General features: G+C 69.0%; 11 protein-coding genes, 1 tRNA gene and 1 pseudogene. 2 read left to right on the plus strand and 11 right to left on the minus strand.

The features are described from left to right. Positions 1 to 24: 24 nt before the first annotated feature. From lysA to ACFY2L_RS14050, 4 genes and pseudogenes are all read right to left on the minus strand, one after another. The gene (lysA, locus tag ACFY2L_RS14035) at positions 25 to 1416 is read right to left on the minus strand and encodes a diaminopimelate decarboxylase (protein WP_390661017.1); all 1392 of its coding nucleotides are present in this window, start codon (positions 1414 to 1416) and stop codon (positions 25 to 27) included. A 26-nt stretch (positions 1417 to 1442) separates the two neighbouring features. Further along, entirely contained in the window at positions 1443 to 2051 is a 609-nt protein-coding gene (locus tag ACFY2L_RS14040) for a DALR anticodon-binding domain-containing protein (RefSeq protein WP_390822809.1), read from the minus strand. Positions 2052 to 2075: 24 nt separating this feature from the next. Further along, positions 2076 to 2852: pseudogene (locus ACFY2L_RS14045) on the minus strand (arginine--tRNA ligase); the annotation flags it as partial. Between the two features lie 142 nt (positions 2853 to 2994). Further along, positions 2995 to 3471 (minus strand): response regulator, encoded by a 477-nt coding sequence (locus ACFY2L_RS14050; RefSeq protein ID WP_390661018.1) that lies wholly within the window; start codon positions 3469 to 3471, stop codon positions 2995 to 2997. A 196-nt stretch (positions 3472 to 3667) separates the two neighbouring features. On the opposite strand from ACFY2L_RS14050, the gene ACFY2L_RS14055 reads away from it, so the two are divergent. Continuing rightward, positions 3668 to 3739: transfer RNA gene (locus ACFY2L_RS14055), tRNA-Arg, on the plus strand. Between the two features lie 220 nt (positions 3740 to 3959). On the opposite strand, the gene ACFY2L_RS14060 is transcribed toward ACFY2L_RS14055, so the two are convergent. From ACFY2L_RS14060 to ACFY2L_RS14090, 7 genes are all read right to left on the minus strand, one after another. Then, positions 3960 to 4382 (minus strand): hypothetical protein, encoded by a 423-nt coding sequence (locus ACFY2L_RS14060; protein WP_390822445.1) that lies wholly within the window; start codon positions 4380 to 4382, stop codon positions 3960 to 3962. A gap of 149 nt (positions 4383 to 4531) precedes the next feature. Continuing rightward, entirely contained in the window at positions 4532 to 5329 is a 798-nt protein-coding gene (locus ACFY2L_RS14065) for a nuclease-related domain-containing protein (RefSeq protein WP_390822810.1), read from the minus strand. Positions 5330 to 5795: 466 nt separating this feature from the next. Beyond that, positions 5796 to 6851 (minus strand): tyrosine-type recombinase/integrase, encoded by a 1056-nt coding sequence (locus ACFY2L_RS14070; RefSeq protein ID WP_390822446.1) that lies wholly within the window; start codon positions 6849 to 6851, stop codon positions 5796 to 5798. Between the two features lie 518 nt (positions 6852 to 7369). Then, on the minus strand, positions 7370 to 8956 hold the full coding sequence (locus ACFY2L_RS14075) for an HNH endonuclease (protein ID WP_390822447.1): 1587 nt from the start codon (positions 8954 to 8956) through the stop codon (positions 7370 to 7372). 141 nt (positions 8957 to 9097) lie between these two features. Then, the gene (locus ACFY2L_RS14080) at positions 9098 to 10318 is read right to left on the minus strand and encodes a hypothetical protein (RefSeq protein WP_390822448.1); all 1221 of its coding nucleotides are present in this window, start codon (positions 10316 to 10318) and stop codon (positions 9098 to 9100) included. After that, positions 10315 to 11649: an N-6 DNA methylase gene (locus ACFY2L_RS14085; protein WP_390822449.1), complete on the minus strand. Its 1335-nt coding sequence runs from the start codon at positions 11647 to 11649 to the stop codon at positions 10315 to 10317. Before ACFY2L_RS14085 ends, ACFY2L_RS14080 begins: the two co-directional genes overlap by 4 nt. Before the next feature lie 161 nt (positions 11650 to 11810). Beyond that, a complete protein-coding gene (locus ACFY2L_RS14090; protein WP_316783763.1) occupies positions 11811 to 11981 on the minus strand; it encodes a hypothetical protein in 171 nt (56 codons plus the stop codon). A gap of 348 nt (positions 11982 to 12329) precedes the next feature. Here ACFY2L_RS14090 and pglW point away from each other — a divergent pair, with 348 nt between their 5' ends. Further along, a complete protein-coding gene (gene pglW / locus ACFY2L_RS14095) occupies positions 12330 to 17021 on the plus strand; it encodes a BREX system serine/threonine kinase PglW (RefSeq protein WP_390822450.1) in 4692 nt (1563 codons plus the stop codon). Positions 17022 to 17077 lie beyond the last annotated feature (56 nt).

A 17077-nucleotide genomic window follows, 5' to 3' on the forward strand; every position in this document is an offset into this window, starting at 1 on the left:
TTTCGTTTCTCTTCGGCTTTTCCCTCACCCGACATCGAGCCGCAGGAGGTCCTCCTCCGTCTCCCGCCGGACGATGACCCGCGACGCGCCGTCGGACACGGCGACGACCGGGGGCCGCAGCACATGGTTGTAGTTGCTGGCCATGGACCGGCAGTACGCACCCGTGGCCGGTACGGCGATCAGGTCGCCCGGCGCCAGGTCGGACGGCAGGAACGCGTCCTTGACCACGATGTCCCCGCTCTCGCAGTGCTTGCCCACGACCCGGGCCAGCATCGGCGGGGCGTCGGAGGTGCGGGAGACGAGCGCCACGCTGTATTCGGCGTCGTACAGCGCCGTGCGGATGTTGTCCGACATGCCGCCGTCGACGGAGACGTAGGTCCGCAGCCCGTCGAGGGGCTTGATGGTGCCGACCTCGTACAGCGTGAAGGCGGTCGGCCCGACGATGGCGCGCCCCGGCTCGACGGAGATACGGGGGGTGCCGAGCCGGGCGGCCTCGCACTCACGCGTGACGATCTCGGTGAGGGCCTTGGCGATCTCGTGCGGCTCGCGGGGGTCGTCGTCGCTGGTGTACGCGATCCCGAGCCCGCCCCCGAGGTCGATCTCGGGCAGCTCCACCCCGTGCTCGTCACGGATGTCCTTCAGCAGCCCCACGACCCGGTGGGCGGCCACCTCGAAGCCCGACATGTCGAAGATCTGCGACCCGATGTGCGAGTGGATCCCGATGAGCTCGATCCCGTCGAGCTGCAGAGCGCGCCGCACGGCCTCGGCGGCCTGCCCGCCGGCCAGCGGGATCCCGAACTTCTGGTCCTCGTGGGCGGTGGCGATGAACTCGTGGGTGTGCGCCTCCACCCCGACGGTGATACGGATCTGCACCCGCTGCCGCTTGCCGAGGGACTCGGCGATGTGGGCGACCCGGACGATCTCCTGGAAGGAGTCGAGCACGATCCGCCCGACCCCCGCGCGGATGGCCCGCTCGATCTCCGCCTTCGACTTGTTGTTGCCGTGGAAGGCGATGCGGTCGGCGGGCATGCCGGCCGACAGGGCGGTCGCCAGCTCCCCACCGGAGCACACGTCGAGGTTGAGCCCCTCCTCGTGCAGCCACCGCACGACGGCCCGCGAGAGGAACGCCTTCCCGGCGTAGAACACGTCGGCGTCGGTCCCGAAGGCGGTACGCCAGGCGCGGGCCCGCTCCCGGAAGTCGGTCTCGTCGAGGATGTAGGCCGGCGTCCCGTGCTCCTCGGCGAGCGCCTTGACGTCGACACCGCCGACGGTGACGACACCGTCCGCGTCGCGGTGCACGGTCTGCGCCCACACCTTCGGGTCGAGGGCGTTGAGGTCGGTGGGCGGCGCGGAGTAGTGGCCCTCGGGGAGGACATCGGCGTGACGGGGCCCGGCGGGGTGGGCGGAACGGCTCATCGTGGGCGTGCTCTCTCAGAAGTGATTCAGAGGTGGTCGGGTGCGTCGATGCCGAGCAGGGACAGGCCGCCGGCCAGCACCGTCCCGGCGGCTTCGGCAAGCGCGAGCCGGGCACGGTGGGCGGCCGAGGGTTTCTCCTCACCGACCGGGAGAACGACGGGCAGCAGGACAAGGGTGGCGTCCGCAAGCCCGACGAGATACCGCGCAAGCCGCGAGGGCGCGGCCACGCCGTCCGGTCGGGGGAGGGTGGTGACGGTGGCGAGGATGCGGGGGTAGTCGGCGAGGAGGGTGAGGAGGGGGGTGGCGAGGGGGGTGGCTTGGGGCGTGGGGGTGGGGGTGGAGGACGGGGGCGCCGCGGGCGGGGCGGGGGGCGGGGTGGCCACCGGGGGTGCTGCGGGTGGGGTGACCGCAGGGGCGGCGGAGGGCGGAGTGGCCGCCGACGCGGTGGTGGGCGGGGGGACCGCCAGAGGGGCTGCGGGCGGGGTGACCGCCAGGGGGGTGTCCGGGGGCTGTGGCGGGACGGACGAGATGGACGGGGCGGACGGGGTGGACGGGACGGAACCGGCAGGGTGCGCGGCATCCTGTGCCGCCGCCACATCCCCTCCACGCACTCCACCCAACGGGTCTTCACGCACACGCGGCAGGTCTACGGACGCTCCACCCGGCAGGTCTACGGGGCCGGGCTCCGCGGTGAAGCCGAGGTCGGCGGCGTTGCGGGTGAGGGCACGGGTGCGGGCGTGGGCGTAGCGGACCCGGAAGAGGGGGTTGCTCTCGCGCTGGACCAGGTGATCGGCGGTGATGCGCGGGCGGTCGTGGGGGGCGGGGTGAAGCAGCGCCCAGCACGCGGCGTCGAGTCCGAGGGGGGTGGGGTCCTCGGGGGCGGGCTGCGGACGGAGGTCGAGGGGCGCGCGGTGCCGGGAGATGCCGGCGGGCTCGGCGCGGCCGCCCTCGTCCAGGGGGCCGGGCGGACGATGGTGAGTGGCGACGCGCCCGCCCTGGGAAGCGACGATCCGTGCGAGGGCGTCGGCGAGGACCTCGGCCCGGACCTCGAACGGCACGCGCAGCTCGAGGACGTGACCGGCGAGGGTGTCGGTGTGCCCGTACCGGAGCCCTTCCCGGCGGATCCGCTGCACGAGGCCGGTGGCGGAGGCGAGGTGATCGAGGCTGATGTTGAGGAAGCCGGGCCCGGTGATCTCGACGCCGGTGACACCCGCCGCGCCGGCGAGATACGGCCGCAGCACCTCGGCGACCCGCAGGGGCGGCTGCCCGGCCGGACGGGCCAGCTGAAGGGCGATGTTCGTCGCGTAGTCCCCGGCCCCTCCCGGCCCGGGCGGGGTGACCACCGCCCGCGCCGGAACGGCCACGCTCAGCTCTCCGGCGTCGACAGCACGGCGCACCGCGTGCAGCACGGTGCGGGAGAGCTCGACGGGGGTCACGGGACAAGCGTAGGGGAGGAGGGGGGTGGGTAGGCGAGCCGGTTTGGGGAGGGTCCGGGATGTGGACGCCGAAGGCCGCAAGCACACACGAACAGCCCGTAACGGCACACGAGAGCCAAGCCATTCACCCCCGCCGCCCCCGCTACTCGCCGGCAGTCCCCCCGCTCCCCTGCCCGGCCCCCACGCCGCCGCCTCCCCCAGCCCCGAGCCCCAGCCCGACCCCCAGAGGGCCGCCGACTCCTTTGCCCGCACCACGACCGCCGCTCTCCCGCCCTTCCCCCTCCAGCAATCGCCGTACGAGGGAGACGAGTTCGTCGGGTTCGAAGGGCTTGGCGAGGAAGGCGTCGACGCCGACTTCGAGGCCGGCCTCGACCTCGTACTGGGTGCACGCACTGATGATCGCGAGAGGAAGATCACGCGTCAGCGGATCGGACCGCAGCCGGGCGGCGGTCCGCAGACCGTCCAGCCGGGGCATGACGACATCGAGGGTCACGAGATCGGGCCGCACCTGATGAACGACATCCAGACACTCGGCACCATCGGACGCGGTCACGACCTCGAGACCCTCAAGCTCGAGGTTGACCCTGATCAGCTGCCGGATGACCTTGTTGTCGTCCACAACAAGCACCCGACCAGACGCGCCTGGCACAACTCGAGAGTAGGTCGGGACCGGCCACCGCGTCCGGGTTTTCCCCACTTCCACCCCGTGCGGGCGACCCACCCCCTCCCCACCCCCGTAAACCCGTTCATGAACACCCCGAGGGAGCTGGTAGTGTTCTACCCGTCGCCGCGAGCAAACAGCTCCCGCCCGACACGCCCCCGTAGCTCAGGGGATAGAGCAACGGCCTCCGGAGCCGTGTGCGCAGGTTCGAATCCTGCCGGGGGCACCCAGCATGAGGTGCCCAAAGACCCCGTCACCAGCGGAAACGCTGAGGCCGGGGTCTTCGCGTATGTGCAGGCGGATGCCGTCCGGAGCGGCCGTATGTCGGGGTCTGTGGACGAGGCGTGGACGGGATCTTGGAGCGTTCTCCCAGGTGAGCCCGCAAAGCGATGTGGCCCGGACCCGGGACAGGTGTGGGGCCACAGCGCAAGGCGGTACCGACTCCCCTAGTCGGCGGTGACCCCCCAGTAGGCGATCTGCGCGGGCCTACCGTCGCGGTAGAGCACTGTGCAGTTCCCCCGGGCGCGGCCTGGGAAGTCCAACTGCTCGGAGTCGAGCGCGGCGTCCCACTCCTCGTAGGTGGGCCGGCCGTGAGGAGCCCACGCTCGCACCTCGTCATCGGTCAGCGGCCGCATGAACGGACCGTCATCGGTGTCCGCGGCCTCGATCATGAGAGGGAAGTCCAACACGGAGCCCGTGCCGCCGGTGAAGATGTACTCATGCCACTCCGGGTCGCGCCAGAGTTGCTCGACGGACCGTCCCTCGAAGCCGTGGTTGTCCCGCGCCAGTTCCTTTTCCTGCTCCTGCCGGAACGCGGCCGCCAGATCACGCTGATACGGGCCCGTGTGCGTCCATGCGTTGCCACCCATCCACGTCCCCTCTCCACTCGAACTGCTTGTTCAAGAGCGGAGCGTAAGAGACGGCACTGACAGGGCACCCCGCCCCGACGACGGTCACACCCTGGAAACCACCCACAGGCCCCGCAGGGAAAGCCCGCAGCTCGCTGAGACGCACCGACTCAGGCCAGACTCCAAGCCTGGCGATGGCGAGCGACGCCGTACACCCGCTCAACCTGCTCAGCTGTCAGCACCCCCGAGAGCGGCGCCAGTGCCGCTAACTGACGCTCCTGGTACACGCGCACGCTGAGCTGTGTGGCGACCACTTTTAGATCAGTCACGCCGACGAAGACGAGCACTGGCTCCACAGGTACGGGAAAGCCGCAATAGCGCTCAAGCACTTGGACCACTCGCTTGGCCTCCGCCCGACTCTTGCGTGCGTAGGGCACCGGTTTTCCGTGATCGACCTTCACGGAATCGTCGCCGACCCATACGGCCTTTTTGTGGTGGTGCTTTGTATTGATGCTGAACACGCCGCCGGGCCCGATCAGCAAGTGATCGACATCCACCTTGTCGGCCAGGGGGATGGAGTGCAGGACCCGCCAGCCGTGGTGCGCCAAGCGGTTCAGCTCGGCTCCGACTCTCCTCTCCCCCGCCAATCCCTTCCGCCAAGAGTCCCACTCTGTGCGGCGCCGCAGGAACTGTGACACGACTCGCTCGATCAGACCTGGGCCGGAATTATCGAGCAGGTCGCGAAGGGCCTCACCGGGACGGTTGGCGGCCAGGTCGTCGGCCGGCGTCAAAGGCGGCAGCTTCGGGCGCGCTTCAGACTCGGGTCCCCTCTGCGGCAGAACCGGCTCGGGGTTGTTCCGTAAGTGGTGTGTCAGCACGGCGATCACGTCGTCGCGATACTCAGCGTTCAACACCGTGATGTCCCCCGTCCTGACGTCCGCCCAGCCGACTGCGGTGCCATCAGACAGATTCGCGCTAGCGTCTCAGTAATCGATTCAGCCCATCGAAACATGAAGTCGAGGTAGTCCAGCAGGCGCCCGACGTTCGCCGCATCTGGATCCTTAAATTCGATTTCAAGATCCAACACCAATACGTTGAAGGACTCCCTTCCGTACGCATATAGGTCCTCCATCGCAGGTTTTACTTGACGATCCAAGTATCCCCAGAGGCTACGGGGAACCCTGGCTTCGGAAGTGGGATTCATGGGGCCTCCTCGATCGCTGGCGCTACAAGCGCACCATTTGGAGTGCTGAAGCGCTCCTATTGCTAGACCTTCGGAGCGACCCTTTCGGCTTCTGTCTCCGGCCGCAATGGGAGGGCTCGATCGGGCGTCGACCGCTGAGGCCGCCTGAGGCCGCACGTCAGCGGATCCGACTCCGGTGAAGTGGGCGGCCAGTGGAGCTCCAGGCCGCCCACTGGAAGGGCGATTCAGTGTTATGCCGTGTCGCCGCCGTCCTCCAGAGATTTCGATATCTTGGCGTTGGCGGCTTCTTCATGACCGTCGATGCACCCGTGGTACCGGCGGTGGATCACCTCCGGGGAGTTGCCTACTCGCCGGGCGACCTCAGCGATGGGCACCCCAGCGTTTAGCCACCGGGTGATGCACGCGTGCCGCAGGTCGTACGGGCGCCCGGCCAATGGCGAGGCGACACGTTCCGGAGGGAGTGCGTAGATCCGCGCTTCCTCCCACACCCGCCAGTACGTGGATGAGCCGACCACTCCTCCACGCTCGTTGCCGAAAACCCGCCCCTCCTTCGCCGTCCCGAACGCCTTCAGGTGGCTCTGAAGGATCGCGACGAGGACGGGCGGGATCGGGACCGGTCGGTCGGTGGTGGCCGCCCGTGCCTTCAGACCCCGGCGGTCGTGTCGCTCACCAGAGTCGGTCCACTGCTTGCCAGAGACGGGACGAGTCTCCCGCAGCGTCAGCGCTCCCCAACCCGTCTCCGGCAGGTGACAGTCCGACCATCGGAGTCCTACCGCTTCGGCCGGCCGGAGCCCCCCGTAGTACAGGACCGCGTAGAAGGCCACCAGGCGCCGCCCGCGGCAGCGATTCCACGACCCGATGTATGAGACGGCAGCGAGCAGCTGCCGGGCCTGCGTGGCGTTCACGAGGACACGCCGATCCACGACCTCGTTGGAGCCGACGTGTCTCCGGCGGACGCGCTGTAGCGGGTTCTCCGGGAGCACCCCGACCACCACAGCGTGTTCGAGGGCGGTGTTCAGAGCGCGGCGGCGCCGCTTGTAGGTGTCGCCCGCCACGGAAATACCGTCCAGCTTGTAGCTGAGGCGGTAAAGCACGTCTTCGAAGACGTCGGTGTTGAGTATGTCGACGACCGGCCGGTCCTCCGTGGTGAGCGAGTCGTACGCGGTCTTGAGTTCGGCCGGCGGGTCCTCCTCGTCGTTCGCGGGCACGATCCCCCACCGGAACGCCAGCCGTAGGTGCTCATCTGAGGGAGTGTCCTTCCCACGCTTGACCATGGCGAGGGTCACGGCGGCGAGCCCGTCCGCTACGCCCTCCCGGCTCTTGGCCGCGCTCGTACGCCACCGCCCGGCCACGTACTGCCGGCAGAACTCGAACCACCGCAACGGCGGTTCGGCCTGCGCACGCTTCGACCGCTTCCTCCGCCGCTCGTACCTCGGACTCCGGCAGACCCGATGCGATCTCGAACGCCTCACCGCGCCGGTTCATCGCCTGCCACAACTCTGACGGCCGGCTCTCCGCGAGCGCGGCCGTGGTGAACGTGGCGCTGTGCACCTGTCCGGCGACCACCCACCGGAGCCGCCATGGGCGGGACTTGCGACCGGTCTGGGACACCTTCCACAGCTTGACGTCGAAGGAGTAGCCCAGCCGGGCGGACCTGCGGGGGCGCTCGGCCGAGGTGTCGTTCTCGGTGCTCACGCAGCGTCCTCCAGCTCCGTGAGCCAGCGCTCGTACTCCGAACGCCGGATCCGCACGTCGCCGTTCGGGAGCCCTCCATGCCCCCGGGCCACCTCTTCAGTTCGAAGAGTCAGTCCGAGTCGTGGCTGTAGCGGCCGTGGCCGCACAGCCCTCTGTGGTACTCGATGCACTCTTCATCGATGGCATGCTCGGGATGGCGTATCAGAGTGCCGATCAGTTCCCCATCGCGGCTTCGTCGCACGTTCCAGTCCTCATCGATGAAGAGGAACAGCTTGTCGAACTGGACGTGATGATTGGGGCAAAGGCATAGCAAATTGGATATTTTGTCCGGTCCTTCGTGCGGGGCTCCAAGCCCTTGGATGTGCGCTGCCTCGCTGTAGTGGCTGAACCGCGTCTCCAACTGAAGACCACAAACCTGGCACTTCTGCTGATACAGCAACTTGATCTTCTCGACCAGACGTGGATCCCGCTCAGCGCGTGTTGAGTTCACACGACGACGTCGTCCACCTCCGGAGGACTCATCACCGCTGCCTTCGTCCTCAATATCGGAACCCACCGCTCCACTGGCGCTCGCGTAGCCGGCGAGACCGACGCGTGTCAGCAGCGCGTCCTGGTCGACGTCCGGGAGATAAGAGGTGCACAGCAGACCGATCGCTTCGGCACGGGTGAGCGGCTGCTGCAGGAGTTTCGCCGCCTCGGGCGTCAGTCCGGCTGCGGCTCCGGGCTTGGCGATGTCTTCCGCCGACGCTCGGCCTACCCCTTCATCCGCTATGCCTTCGATCTCCCACGCTCGGCTCCTTTCCATGTGTCGGAAGGCAATTTCAGGCGTCACCCCAGCGTTGCGATCTCCGAAATCCAGCAGGAGGGGCCCGACCTCACGGCTAAAGACGTCCGGGGGCACAAGTCGGCTCTGCTCCGAGACCAGGCGGCCGATGGCCCACAACAGCGTGAGTGATTCGTAGCGTGTATAGCCTTCCCCCGGGGCATCGGCATCCAAGGTGCCGAGGGCACGTAGGAGCTCCTCGCGTCCCATCTTCGTCGGGGATGCAGGCCGATCACCGCCTGAGGCTGAGCCTCCGACCGGTTCCTGCCCGCTCAGCAGTTCGTTCAGCAGCCCCAGCTGACGCCGCCGCTCCGCGGCCCGCACCAGCGTGAGGTAGCGCACCTCCTTGTGCAGTTTCAATGCGCTCAGGATCGGAGCCGCCGGGATCCTGAACTCGGAGATGTCGCCGAGCGCCATGATGTGTTCCCAGGTCCGCCCGTCCTCGAGCTCTCCCCAGATCGCCCTGGCCAACTCGGGATTGCGGAGCAGCCCGAGCACGCGGGCTTTGGCGATGAACGACTTCTCGGCGTAGAACAGCACCTCGTCGCCGACCTTCTGCCCCCGCAGTGCGGTGCCTTTGGGGTGGGTTTCCTTCTTGACGGGCGTCGCTCCCCAGAGCCGGGCCACTCCGTCGGGAAAGGTTTCGTTGAGTTGCTCCGCATGCTCGCCCAGGACGTGCTCGTACTCCGAGAGCCGGATGCCCTTCCGTATCGAGCGGTCGAAGTTCTGAGGCCCGCGAAGCTGCGGCCCGCCCCTGGGCTGCAGCAGCCACTGCACCAAGGCTTCGGCTTCCCTGGCAGGGTCCGTACTGTCCCTTTTATCCGTTGCCGCGCCAGTCCCGAAGATCAGGCGGCCACCATGCTCATTCGCCATGGTGATCAGATTTTCATACGAACAAGGGCCTGCGGTAAGGCCTTTTGGTAATAGCCGCACTGAGGAAGTTCACCGGTTCCTCGCCCCGCTTCAAGCTGGTCTCACCTCATGGCTCCTCGTGGGGCCCGACGTCGGCCCCGGTCAGGAAGCTGACTTCCCGGGAAAGGCTCCGGTCAGGAAGCTGTCAAGGATCCGCCCTCGCAGGTCGCGCAGTTTGTCGTCCTCCACTTGCGCGATGCGCGCCCGTTCATGGAGGTGTTCGACGAGCCGGGCGAAGCGCTCACGCACGTCACTCGGGGGCCACCGAACCGTGATGGCTCCGAAAGCGCTACGGCTGAGTTCACGTCCTGCGGATCCATGTGCGGCGGCCGCGAGTTCGGCTCCGCGTGAGCGGATCTCGTGCAGCAACCAGTGCGCATCGGAGGACGAGTCGAGCCCCAGCACCAGTACGCCGCGCCCGATGGCGACAGGTACCTGGTTCATCACGGCGCGCACGCCGTCTTCCCTGGAGGCGATAAGAAGGGAGCCCGGGGCACACACGCGACACTCCTTGCCCTTGGGCAGCCGCCGCTCGGTGCTGTACAGGTGGGGCAGGTCGCTCTGCAGGATGTCCGCAGGAGCAACGAAAGCGGTACCGCCCTCGGTATGCGTTCCGTCGTCGTCCGGGCGCGGGCGTGGTGCGATCCCGGCTGTGAGGTGAACCAGGCCTGCGATGGGCTGTTCCGGCCAGGACTCGCTGTTACGCGCCTCGCATGCGAATAGCGCATCGCTCAACTCCGTGGCGCACTCGGCGATACGCACGTTCGTCGCTGTCTTCGCCGCCAGAAGCCGCGTCGCCCGCAGCAGGGCGGCCCTCGGCCCTGGTGGCGGCGTCGGCACAGGGAGGCTTCGCAGCGCCGCCAGACTGAGCGTGCGTTGCAGCGTGGAACCAGTGGCCTGCCGCTCGCACCAGTCTCGCACCGCCTGCGATCCGAGCCACAGACTCAGCCAGGCCGCCTCGTCGGGCTCGCTCGCTCGGATGATGGCGACGGTCCGAGACGCGTTCCAGTGACGGAAATCTCCGCTGACGACTGCCGCTTCACCCACGCGGCCGACCAAGACCACAACGACGTCGCCAACCTCCAGTTGGCTGCGTAGGTTGGTTTCGTGCACCCAGGAGGCGATCCGCCTCGGTTCGTCGCTGCGCAGTCGTCCGTCCTGGATGTCGGCAGCCCTAATCATGGGCACACCGTCATCGGTGTGCGCCCCGGGGCGAGTGATGCCATACCCAATGACCTGTACGGTTGGCAGATCACCCAGCCGTCCCACGCCCCAATCCCTGGGCAGTCGCTGCAGTTCGCTCTCCAGGCTCTCCTGCGTCACAGCTGCCCCAGCAGGTCACGCAACTCGGCTTCGAGGCGGCGAGACGTCTCGAACAGCCCGAGCAGTTCGTCGGTCAGGTCGGCAGCACGCTCGTGGGCATCTACGGGCACGGATTCAACAGCCGGCGCGGCAACATGATGGGAGGGCAGTACGTCGTACTCCTTCGCCGCGATCTTGTCCCGGGAGACCGATGTACACCAGGCGGGTACGTCCTCGTACGGCTGGCTGCCCCGCGCTCCCCTCCAGGCAGCGAAGGTCTTGGTGATGCGCTTCGTCGCTGCCTCCGGCATGACTCGCCGTCCGCGCGTCACGCTCGCGGCGGTGTCACTAGCGTCGATCAGCAGGAACTGTCCCGACCGGTCACTGCGCCCCCAGTTGTCGCGAGGTTTTTTGCTCTTGGTGAAGAGCCACAGACTCACCGGGTTGCGCACATGTGGAATCAGGCCGGCAGGCAGTTCGACCACACAACTCAGGACGTCGTCATCGACCAGACGGGCGCGGATCCGGCCTTCGCCGGCCTTCGCCGTGGTGGCAGCGCCTGTGGGCAGCAGGAGTGCACCCCGCCCCGTCGGCCTCATCTTTTTCACGACATGTTGTGCCCAGGCGAAGTTGGCGTTTCCGGCCGGCGGGACCCCGTACGGCCAAGGAAGGCTGTGGCGGAGGTAGCCATCCTCGTCCCAACCGGACTGGTTGAAAGGCGGGTTGGCGACAACCACGTCAAAGGTATGGTCCCGGAACCGATCGTTGACCCATGTGGATTCCGGGCCCTCCAGGTGTGCTGCAGCCCCATGTACGGAGACGTTCATCGCAGCGGTCTGCAGCGCGATCCGACTCGCGTCCTGGCCGTACAACGCCAGCTCATCGGCATGGCCACCGCTCGCTTCGAGGTACTCGCGAGCCCGCAGGAGGAGGCCGCCGGAACCACAGACAGGGTCATAGACGGCGTCGCCCTCCCTAGGCTCCATCACACCGGCCAGAAGGCGAGCGACATCCGACGGCGTGTAGTAGTCGCCGCCCTTGCTTGTCGTCTGCGTACGGTCCAGACAGGCTTCGAAGATCTCTGTCAGGTCGGGCGCTGCGGCCACCCAGTCGATCAAGGGCGCTACTTGGTGACCTCGCAATCCATCCAGATTCGGCAGGTCCAGCAGCACCGGAAATTCCCTCTCCCGCGCGCTTAGTCCACGATGGAGCGCGCGAGCCAGGCCGTGCCCCCCGTCGTGTCGGAGACCTCCACGTGAAAGCTCACGCCAGCCTTCGCAGGCCAGCGTGTAATCGCCTCGCCCATCGTCGCGGTCCGAATCTGCCTCGTGGCGCAGCAGGATCACTGCCATGACGAGGAGTAGAGCGTCCTGAGGTGCCAGTGCCCCGCGCAGGGCATCCAGCACCCTCCCCAGTGACATCCCCTTCGACGCTCGCTCCACCTTGTCTCCCGTCTGCGCACGCGTTCGGCCGGACGACCGGCTTCTGGTGCGCCCATCATGCCTGGCCCGGCTCAGTCGCCGCTCAGATAGGTCATGACCATGAAGGCCATGGTGAACACCGCTACGAACACGCCCCCGCCGGTCATGACGGCCTGATCCAGGTTGCCTGTGCGCGCCAGGCGCCAGAAGGCGACCAGCAGCGCAGAGATCATCGCCACCGCTATCGCGAGCGTCACCTTCATGCCGCGCGTCCCACCCACCCGTGCTCTCCCTTCACCACGCATGCCTACAAAGCACAACAAACAGGCGAGGTGCAACACCCCCCTGTCGACCTACACACCACAGTAGCGCACTGCAGCAGTCGGTTTGGTAAAGCTCCAGCAGTCGGTTTGGTGATTCACTCGACATTAAAATGCCACTTCCAAAGCTCGAAGTTGATTTGGTGAATCCACTCCCAAGCTGGGAGCTCTGACAGTCACCCCACCCATGCCCCTTCGTCCCAGTTCCCCGCCCCGCTACGATCGGTGCGGGGCTTTTTACAGCCTGAGCAGCAGCGATCGGCAAGAACAACAGCGAAGCGGGGATGGCACATGCGGGACGGCCGGTGGACTGCGGTCACCGACTCCGAGTTCCAGCATGAACACCGGGGCCTGGAGGCCATCCGCGAGAAGCTCCCGGACAACGACCCGTGGCGGGCCTGGTCGAACTTCACCTTCACCGCCCACACCGGCCACGTCCGGGAAGTGGACCTGCTGGTCATCGCCCCGGGCGGCGTGCACCTGATCGAGCTGAAGGACTGGCACGGCTCCGTCGAGTCCCGCAACGGCACCTGGCTGCAGACCCAGCCCAGCGGCCGGCAGATCCCCCACGGCAATCCGCTGCACCTGGCCAACAAAAAGGCCAAGGAGCTGGCCGCGCTGCTCCAGCAGAACGGCGAGAAGGTGTGGGTCTCGGAGGCCGTCTGCTTCACCGACTCCTCGCTGCGCAACCGGCTGCCCGCCCACGACCGCAACGGCGTCTTCACGGTGCACCGGCTCACCGAGATGCTGAAGGAGCCGCCGAAGGACGAGTACCGCCGGATCGACGCCGCGCGGTCGCGCCGGATCAAGGCGGCCCTGGAGCGCATCGGCATCGCGCGCAGCGACGCCGAGTACAAGGTCGGCCCGTACCTGCTGAGCCGCAAGGCGTTCGACTCGGGCCCGACCTGGGCCGACTATCTGGCCCAGCACAGTGAGCTGCCGGAGGCCGCCCGCGTCCGTGTCTATCTGCGCGAGCGCGGCTCCGACGCCGAGCTGCGGGCATCCGTGGAGCGCGCGGCGCGCCGCGAGGCCGCGGTGCTGCGCTACTTCCGGCACCCTGGTGTCGTCCAGCTCAAGCAGTACGACCCGTCCGGGCACTCGGCGGGCCCCGCGCTGATCTTCGACTTCGATCCGCGGACGCTGCGTCTGGACGAGTACCTGATCCAGTACGGCGAGAAGCTGGACATCCTCAGCCGGATGGCGCTGGTACGGCAGCTCGCCGAGACGGTGCGCTCGGCGCACGGCCGACGGATCTTCCACCGCACCCTGGCGGCCCGCGCGGTCCACGTCATCCCGCGCGGCCGTGGCCGCCGGAGCGACTCCGAGAGCGAGACCGGCGCCTGGTCCAGCCCGCACCTGCAGATCTCCGACTGGCAGGTCGCCGTCCAGCGCAGCTCCGAGCACGGCGTGACCGGCAACGGCGAGCGGTTCGCCCCCACGACCTTCTCGCGCGCGGGCGCGCATCTCGCCGAGGGCGCGGACCCTTATCTGGCCCCGGAGCTGACCGCGCTCAGGCCCGATCCGGTCGCCCTGGACGTGTACGGACTCGGAGTGCTCACCTATCTGCTGGCCACCGGCAGGCCGCCGGCCGCCAGCCAGGCCGAACTGGTGGCCCGGTACGAGGCGGGCGAGGGCCTGCGCCCCAGCTCCGTGGTGGACGGCCTCTCCCCGTACATCGACGAGCTGGTGCAGGCGGCCACCGCCTACGACGTCTCCGCCCGGCTGTCGTCGGTGGACGACTTCCTGGAGATGCTGGAGGTCGTCGAGGCGGACCTGACCGAACCTCCGACGGCCGAGGCCCCGCGCCCGGCCGAACCCGAGAAGGACCCCCTGGACGCGGTCGCCGGCGACGTGCTGGCAGGCCGCTGGGAGGTCAGGCGCCGCCTCGGTACGGGTTCGACGAGCCGCGCGTTCCTGGTGCGGGACCTGACCGCCGGCCCGGATGTGCGCTTCTCGAAGTCCCTGGCGGTGCTGAAGGTCGCGACGTCGGACAGCCGCGGCGAGGTGCTGCGCCGCGAGGCCGAGGTGCTGGGCCGGCTCCGCCCCGACTCCCGCGTGATCCGCCTGGTCGAGCCGGAGCCGCAGCGCATCGGCCCGCGCACGGTCCTGGTCATGGAGTACGTCGGCGACGAGCGCGAGGAGAGCGGCGAGCCGTCCGCACCGGGTACGAAGCGCCGACGCCGGGAGGAGACGGTCGCCCGGCAGCTGCGCGAGTTCGGCCGCCTGTCCGTGGACCAGCTCGAGGCGTACGGCGACTACCTCTTCGGCGCGGTGGACTTCCTCGAGGGCGAGGGCGTGTGGCACCGCGACATCAAGCCGGACAACATCGCGATCCGCATCCGACCGAACCGCACCCGCGAACTCGTGCTGATCGACTTCTCGCTCGCGGGCTACCCGGTGAACGAGACCGCGGCGGGCACGGACGGCTACCTCGACCCGTTCATCGGCACGCTCACCGACCGCTCGGTCTACGACGCCCACGCCGAGCGCTATGCCCTGGCCGTCACCCTGCACGAGATGGCGTCCCGAGAGCTCCCGGTGTGGGGCGACGGCAAGGTCTCGCCGCGGCAGACCGACCCGGAGAAGGAGCCGTACCCGAGGATTGCCGCCGACGCCTTCGACCCGGCGGTACGGGACGGCCTGGTCGCGTTCTTCCAGAGGGCACTGCACCGGGACGCCTCCCACCGCTTCCCCGACCTCAAGCCGATGCGGGACGCCTGGAAGAAGATCTTCCTCGCCATGGACGAGGCGAAGCCCTCGTCCCGCCGCCCGTCACGGCACGCGGCACCGCCCGCGCAGGGCGAGGCGGCGCAGCCCGCCCCGGACGCCGCCATCCCGGAGGCCGAGGAGGAGAGCGCCGAGCAGCAGCGCGAACGGCTGGCGGAGCGCGTCGACCGGGACACACTCGTCTCGTCGTCCGGTCTGAGCCCGGCCGCGGAGTCGTTCGTGTACGGCCTCGGCGTCAACACGGTCGGTGAGTTGCTCGACTACAGCCAGCGCCAGCTCGTCAACGCCCCCGGCCTCGGCGCCAAGACCCGCAAGGAGGTGTTGCGCCGCATCAAGCAGTGGCGGCTCAAGCTCGCGGAGAAGCCCGCCGCGCCGCTCACTCCCGAGGGTCGCAAGGCCGCGAAGGAGGAGCTGTCGGCCGCCGAGGCCGCGGCGGCCGACGCGGTGGCGGCGAGCGGCGGCGCCGGTGCGGGTTCGCTGCCGGAGCGCGCGCTGCGCAGCGTCAGCCTCGACACCCTCGCCACGGTGTTCGTACCGCCGCTGCGCAAGGACGGCTCGAACCACAACGAGTGCGAGATGGTACGGCTGCTGCTGCGCCTACCCAACGAGCACGGCGTCCTGCCGTCGGAGGTCGGGGTCTGGCCGACGCAGACGGAGGTCGCGCACGCGCTCGGGCTGTCGCGGGGCCGCATCCCTCAGATGCTGAAGAACCAGCGGACCCGCTGGAAGAAGCACCCGGCGGTACGGGCGCTGCGCGCCGAGGTCCTGGACCTCCTGCACGACCTGGGCCGGGTCGCATCGGCAGCGGAGATCGCGGACGCGCTGACCGTGCGGCGCGGCACCCAGCTACAGGAGCGCGAGCAGCGCCGGGCGCTGGCGCTGGCCGCCGTTCGGGCCGTGGTGGAGGTGGAGCAACTCGTGCCGGACGAGGCCGAGTTCCAGCACGCCCCGAACCGCGACGCGGCCGACGAGAGCATGGGCGCGGGGCTGCTGGCGCTGGAGGTGGGCGCGGACGACGCGCCGGACACGCCGTCCGCGCCGGGCCTGCTCCACTACGCCCAGCGACTCGGCCGTATCGCCGACACCATGTCGGAACTCGACACCCTGCCGACCGCGGCGACCGTGGTGGCCGAGCTGGGTGCCGTACCCCCGCCGAGTGCGGCGGTGCAGTGGGACGACCGGCGCATGGTGGAGATCGCGGTGGCCGCCTCCCGCCATGCCGCCGCGACGCCCCGCCTGGAGATCTATCCGCGCAAGCTGCCGCTGGTGCGCGCGCTGCGCCTCACCCAGGCCGGCCTGGTACCGCTCATCCCGGGGATGGCGGAGGCCGAGCAGCCGGGCCTGACGGGGGAGGACGTCCACGAGCGGGTACGGGCCCGCTTCCCGGAGCTGCTGAACGAGCGGGGTGGCCATGCGCTGCCCACGGGCGGCCCGCTGACGAGGGCTCTGCGTGAGGCCGGCTTCGACCTGGTGCTGTCGACGCGCAAGAGCACGGGGACGCTGCGCTATCTGCCGAGCAGTCCGGACGGAGTGTCTGCGTATCTGTCGTCGGACGCGCGGCGACAGCCGACGGGCACCGTCTCCGCGCACCGCTACTCCGACGACCCGGAGCTCGCGGCGGCGGGCACGGCCGAGGACCGGCTGAAGGCCTCGGCACGGCGGGACGGCTTCCGCGTACTGACCGTGCCGACGGAGTGGGCGCGGGATGCGATCGACGAACTTGGGCGCGACGACTTCGCGGGCGGGGCCGTGGTGGTGTCGGTGGCCGAGTTGTTCGTGCGGGCGCTGCACGAGCTGGTCGACCCTCGGCCCAAGCCCACGTGGGAGACGATCCTGCGTGCGGATGTGGCGAAGGCCGGGACGCCGGGTGCGATGAAGTTCGCCGAGTACGCGGGGACGGCGTGGGGACTGGTGGAGCCTCGGATCGGGGAGCTGCTGGTGCCGGGAGGCACGGGTTCTAGGAACGGCGGCGGAGGCGGGTCGGCTGCTCCGTTGCTACTGACGGACGCCGGGGTCTTCGCCCGGTACGACGCGATGGGCGTACTGGAGCGGCTGGCGGAGCGCTCGCGGGGTGGTGGCCGCGCGCTGTGGCTGCTGTGCCCGCAGAGTGACCCGGCCCGGCCGCCGCGGCTGGGGACGGTGGCGGTGCCGTATCAGTCGGGGCTCGGTGAGTGGATCATGCTGAATGAGTCCTGGGTGCAGAACGCGCACCGTGCGAAGCCGGAGAAGGCCGGGGTCGGCGGGCCACGGGGATGATGCGCTGAGCGCGCGTGCCGTACTCGGAGCGGTTCGCGTGTGGGTGGGGACGACGA

This window comes from Streptomyces sp. NPDC001381 (genome assembly GCF_042895685.1).
Classification (GTDB): Bacteria; Actinomycetota; Actinomycetes; order Streptomycetales; family Streptomycetaceae; genus Streptomyces.

Excerpts from the sequence above, each read along its gene's own strand:
- ACFY2L_RS14090 (WP_316783763.1), bottom strand. The coding sequence starts at position 11,981 with ATGAAGGTGACGCTCGCGATAGCGGTGGCGATGATCTCTGCGCTGCTG.
- lysA (WP_390661017.1), bottom strand. The coding sequence starts at position 1,416 with ATGAGCCGTTCCGCCCACCCCGCCGGGCCCCGTCACGCCGATGTCCTC.
- ACFY2L_RS14060 (WP_390822445.1), bottom strand. The coding sequence starts at position 4,382 with ATGGGTGGCAACGCATGGACGCACACGGGCCCGTATCAGCGTGATCTG.
- pglW (WP_390822450.1), top strand. The coding sequence starts at position 12,330 with ATGCGGGACGGCCGGTGGACTGCGGTCACCGACTCCGAGTTCCAGCAT.
- ACFY2L_RS14075 (WP_390822447.1), bottom strand. The coding sequence starts at position 8,956 with ATGGCGAATGAGCATGGTGGCCGCCTGATCTTCGGGACTGGCGCGGCA.
- ACFY2L_RS14085 (WP_390822449.1), bottom strand. The coding sequence starts at position 11,649 with ATGGCAGTGATCCTGCTGCGCCACGAGGCAGATTCGGACCGCGACGAT.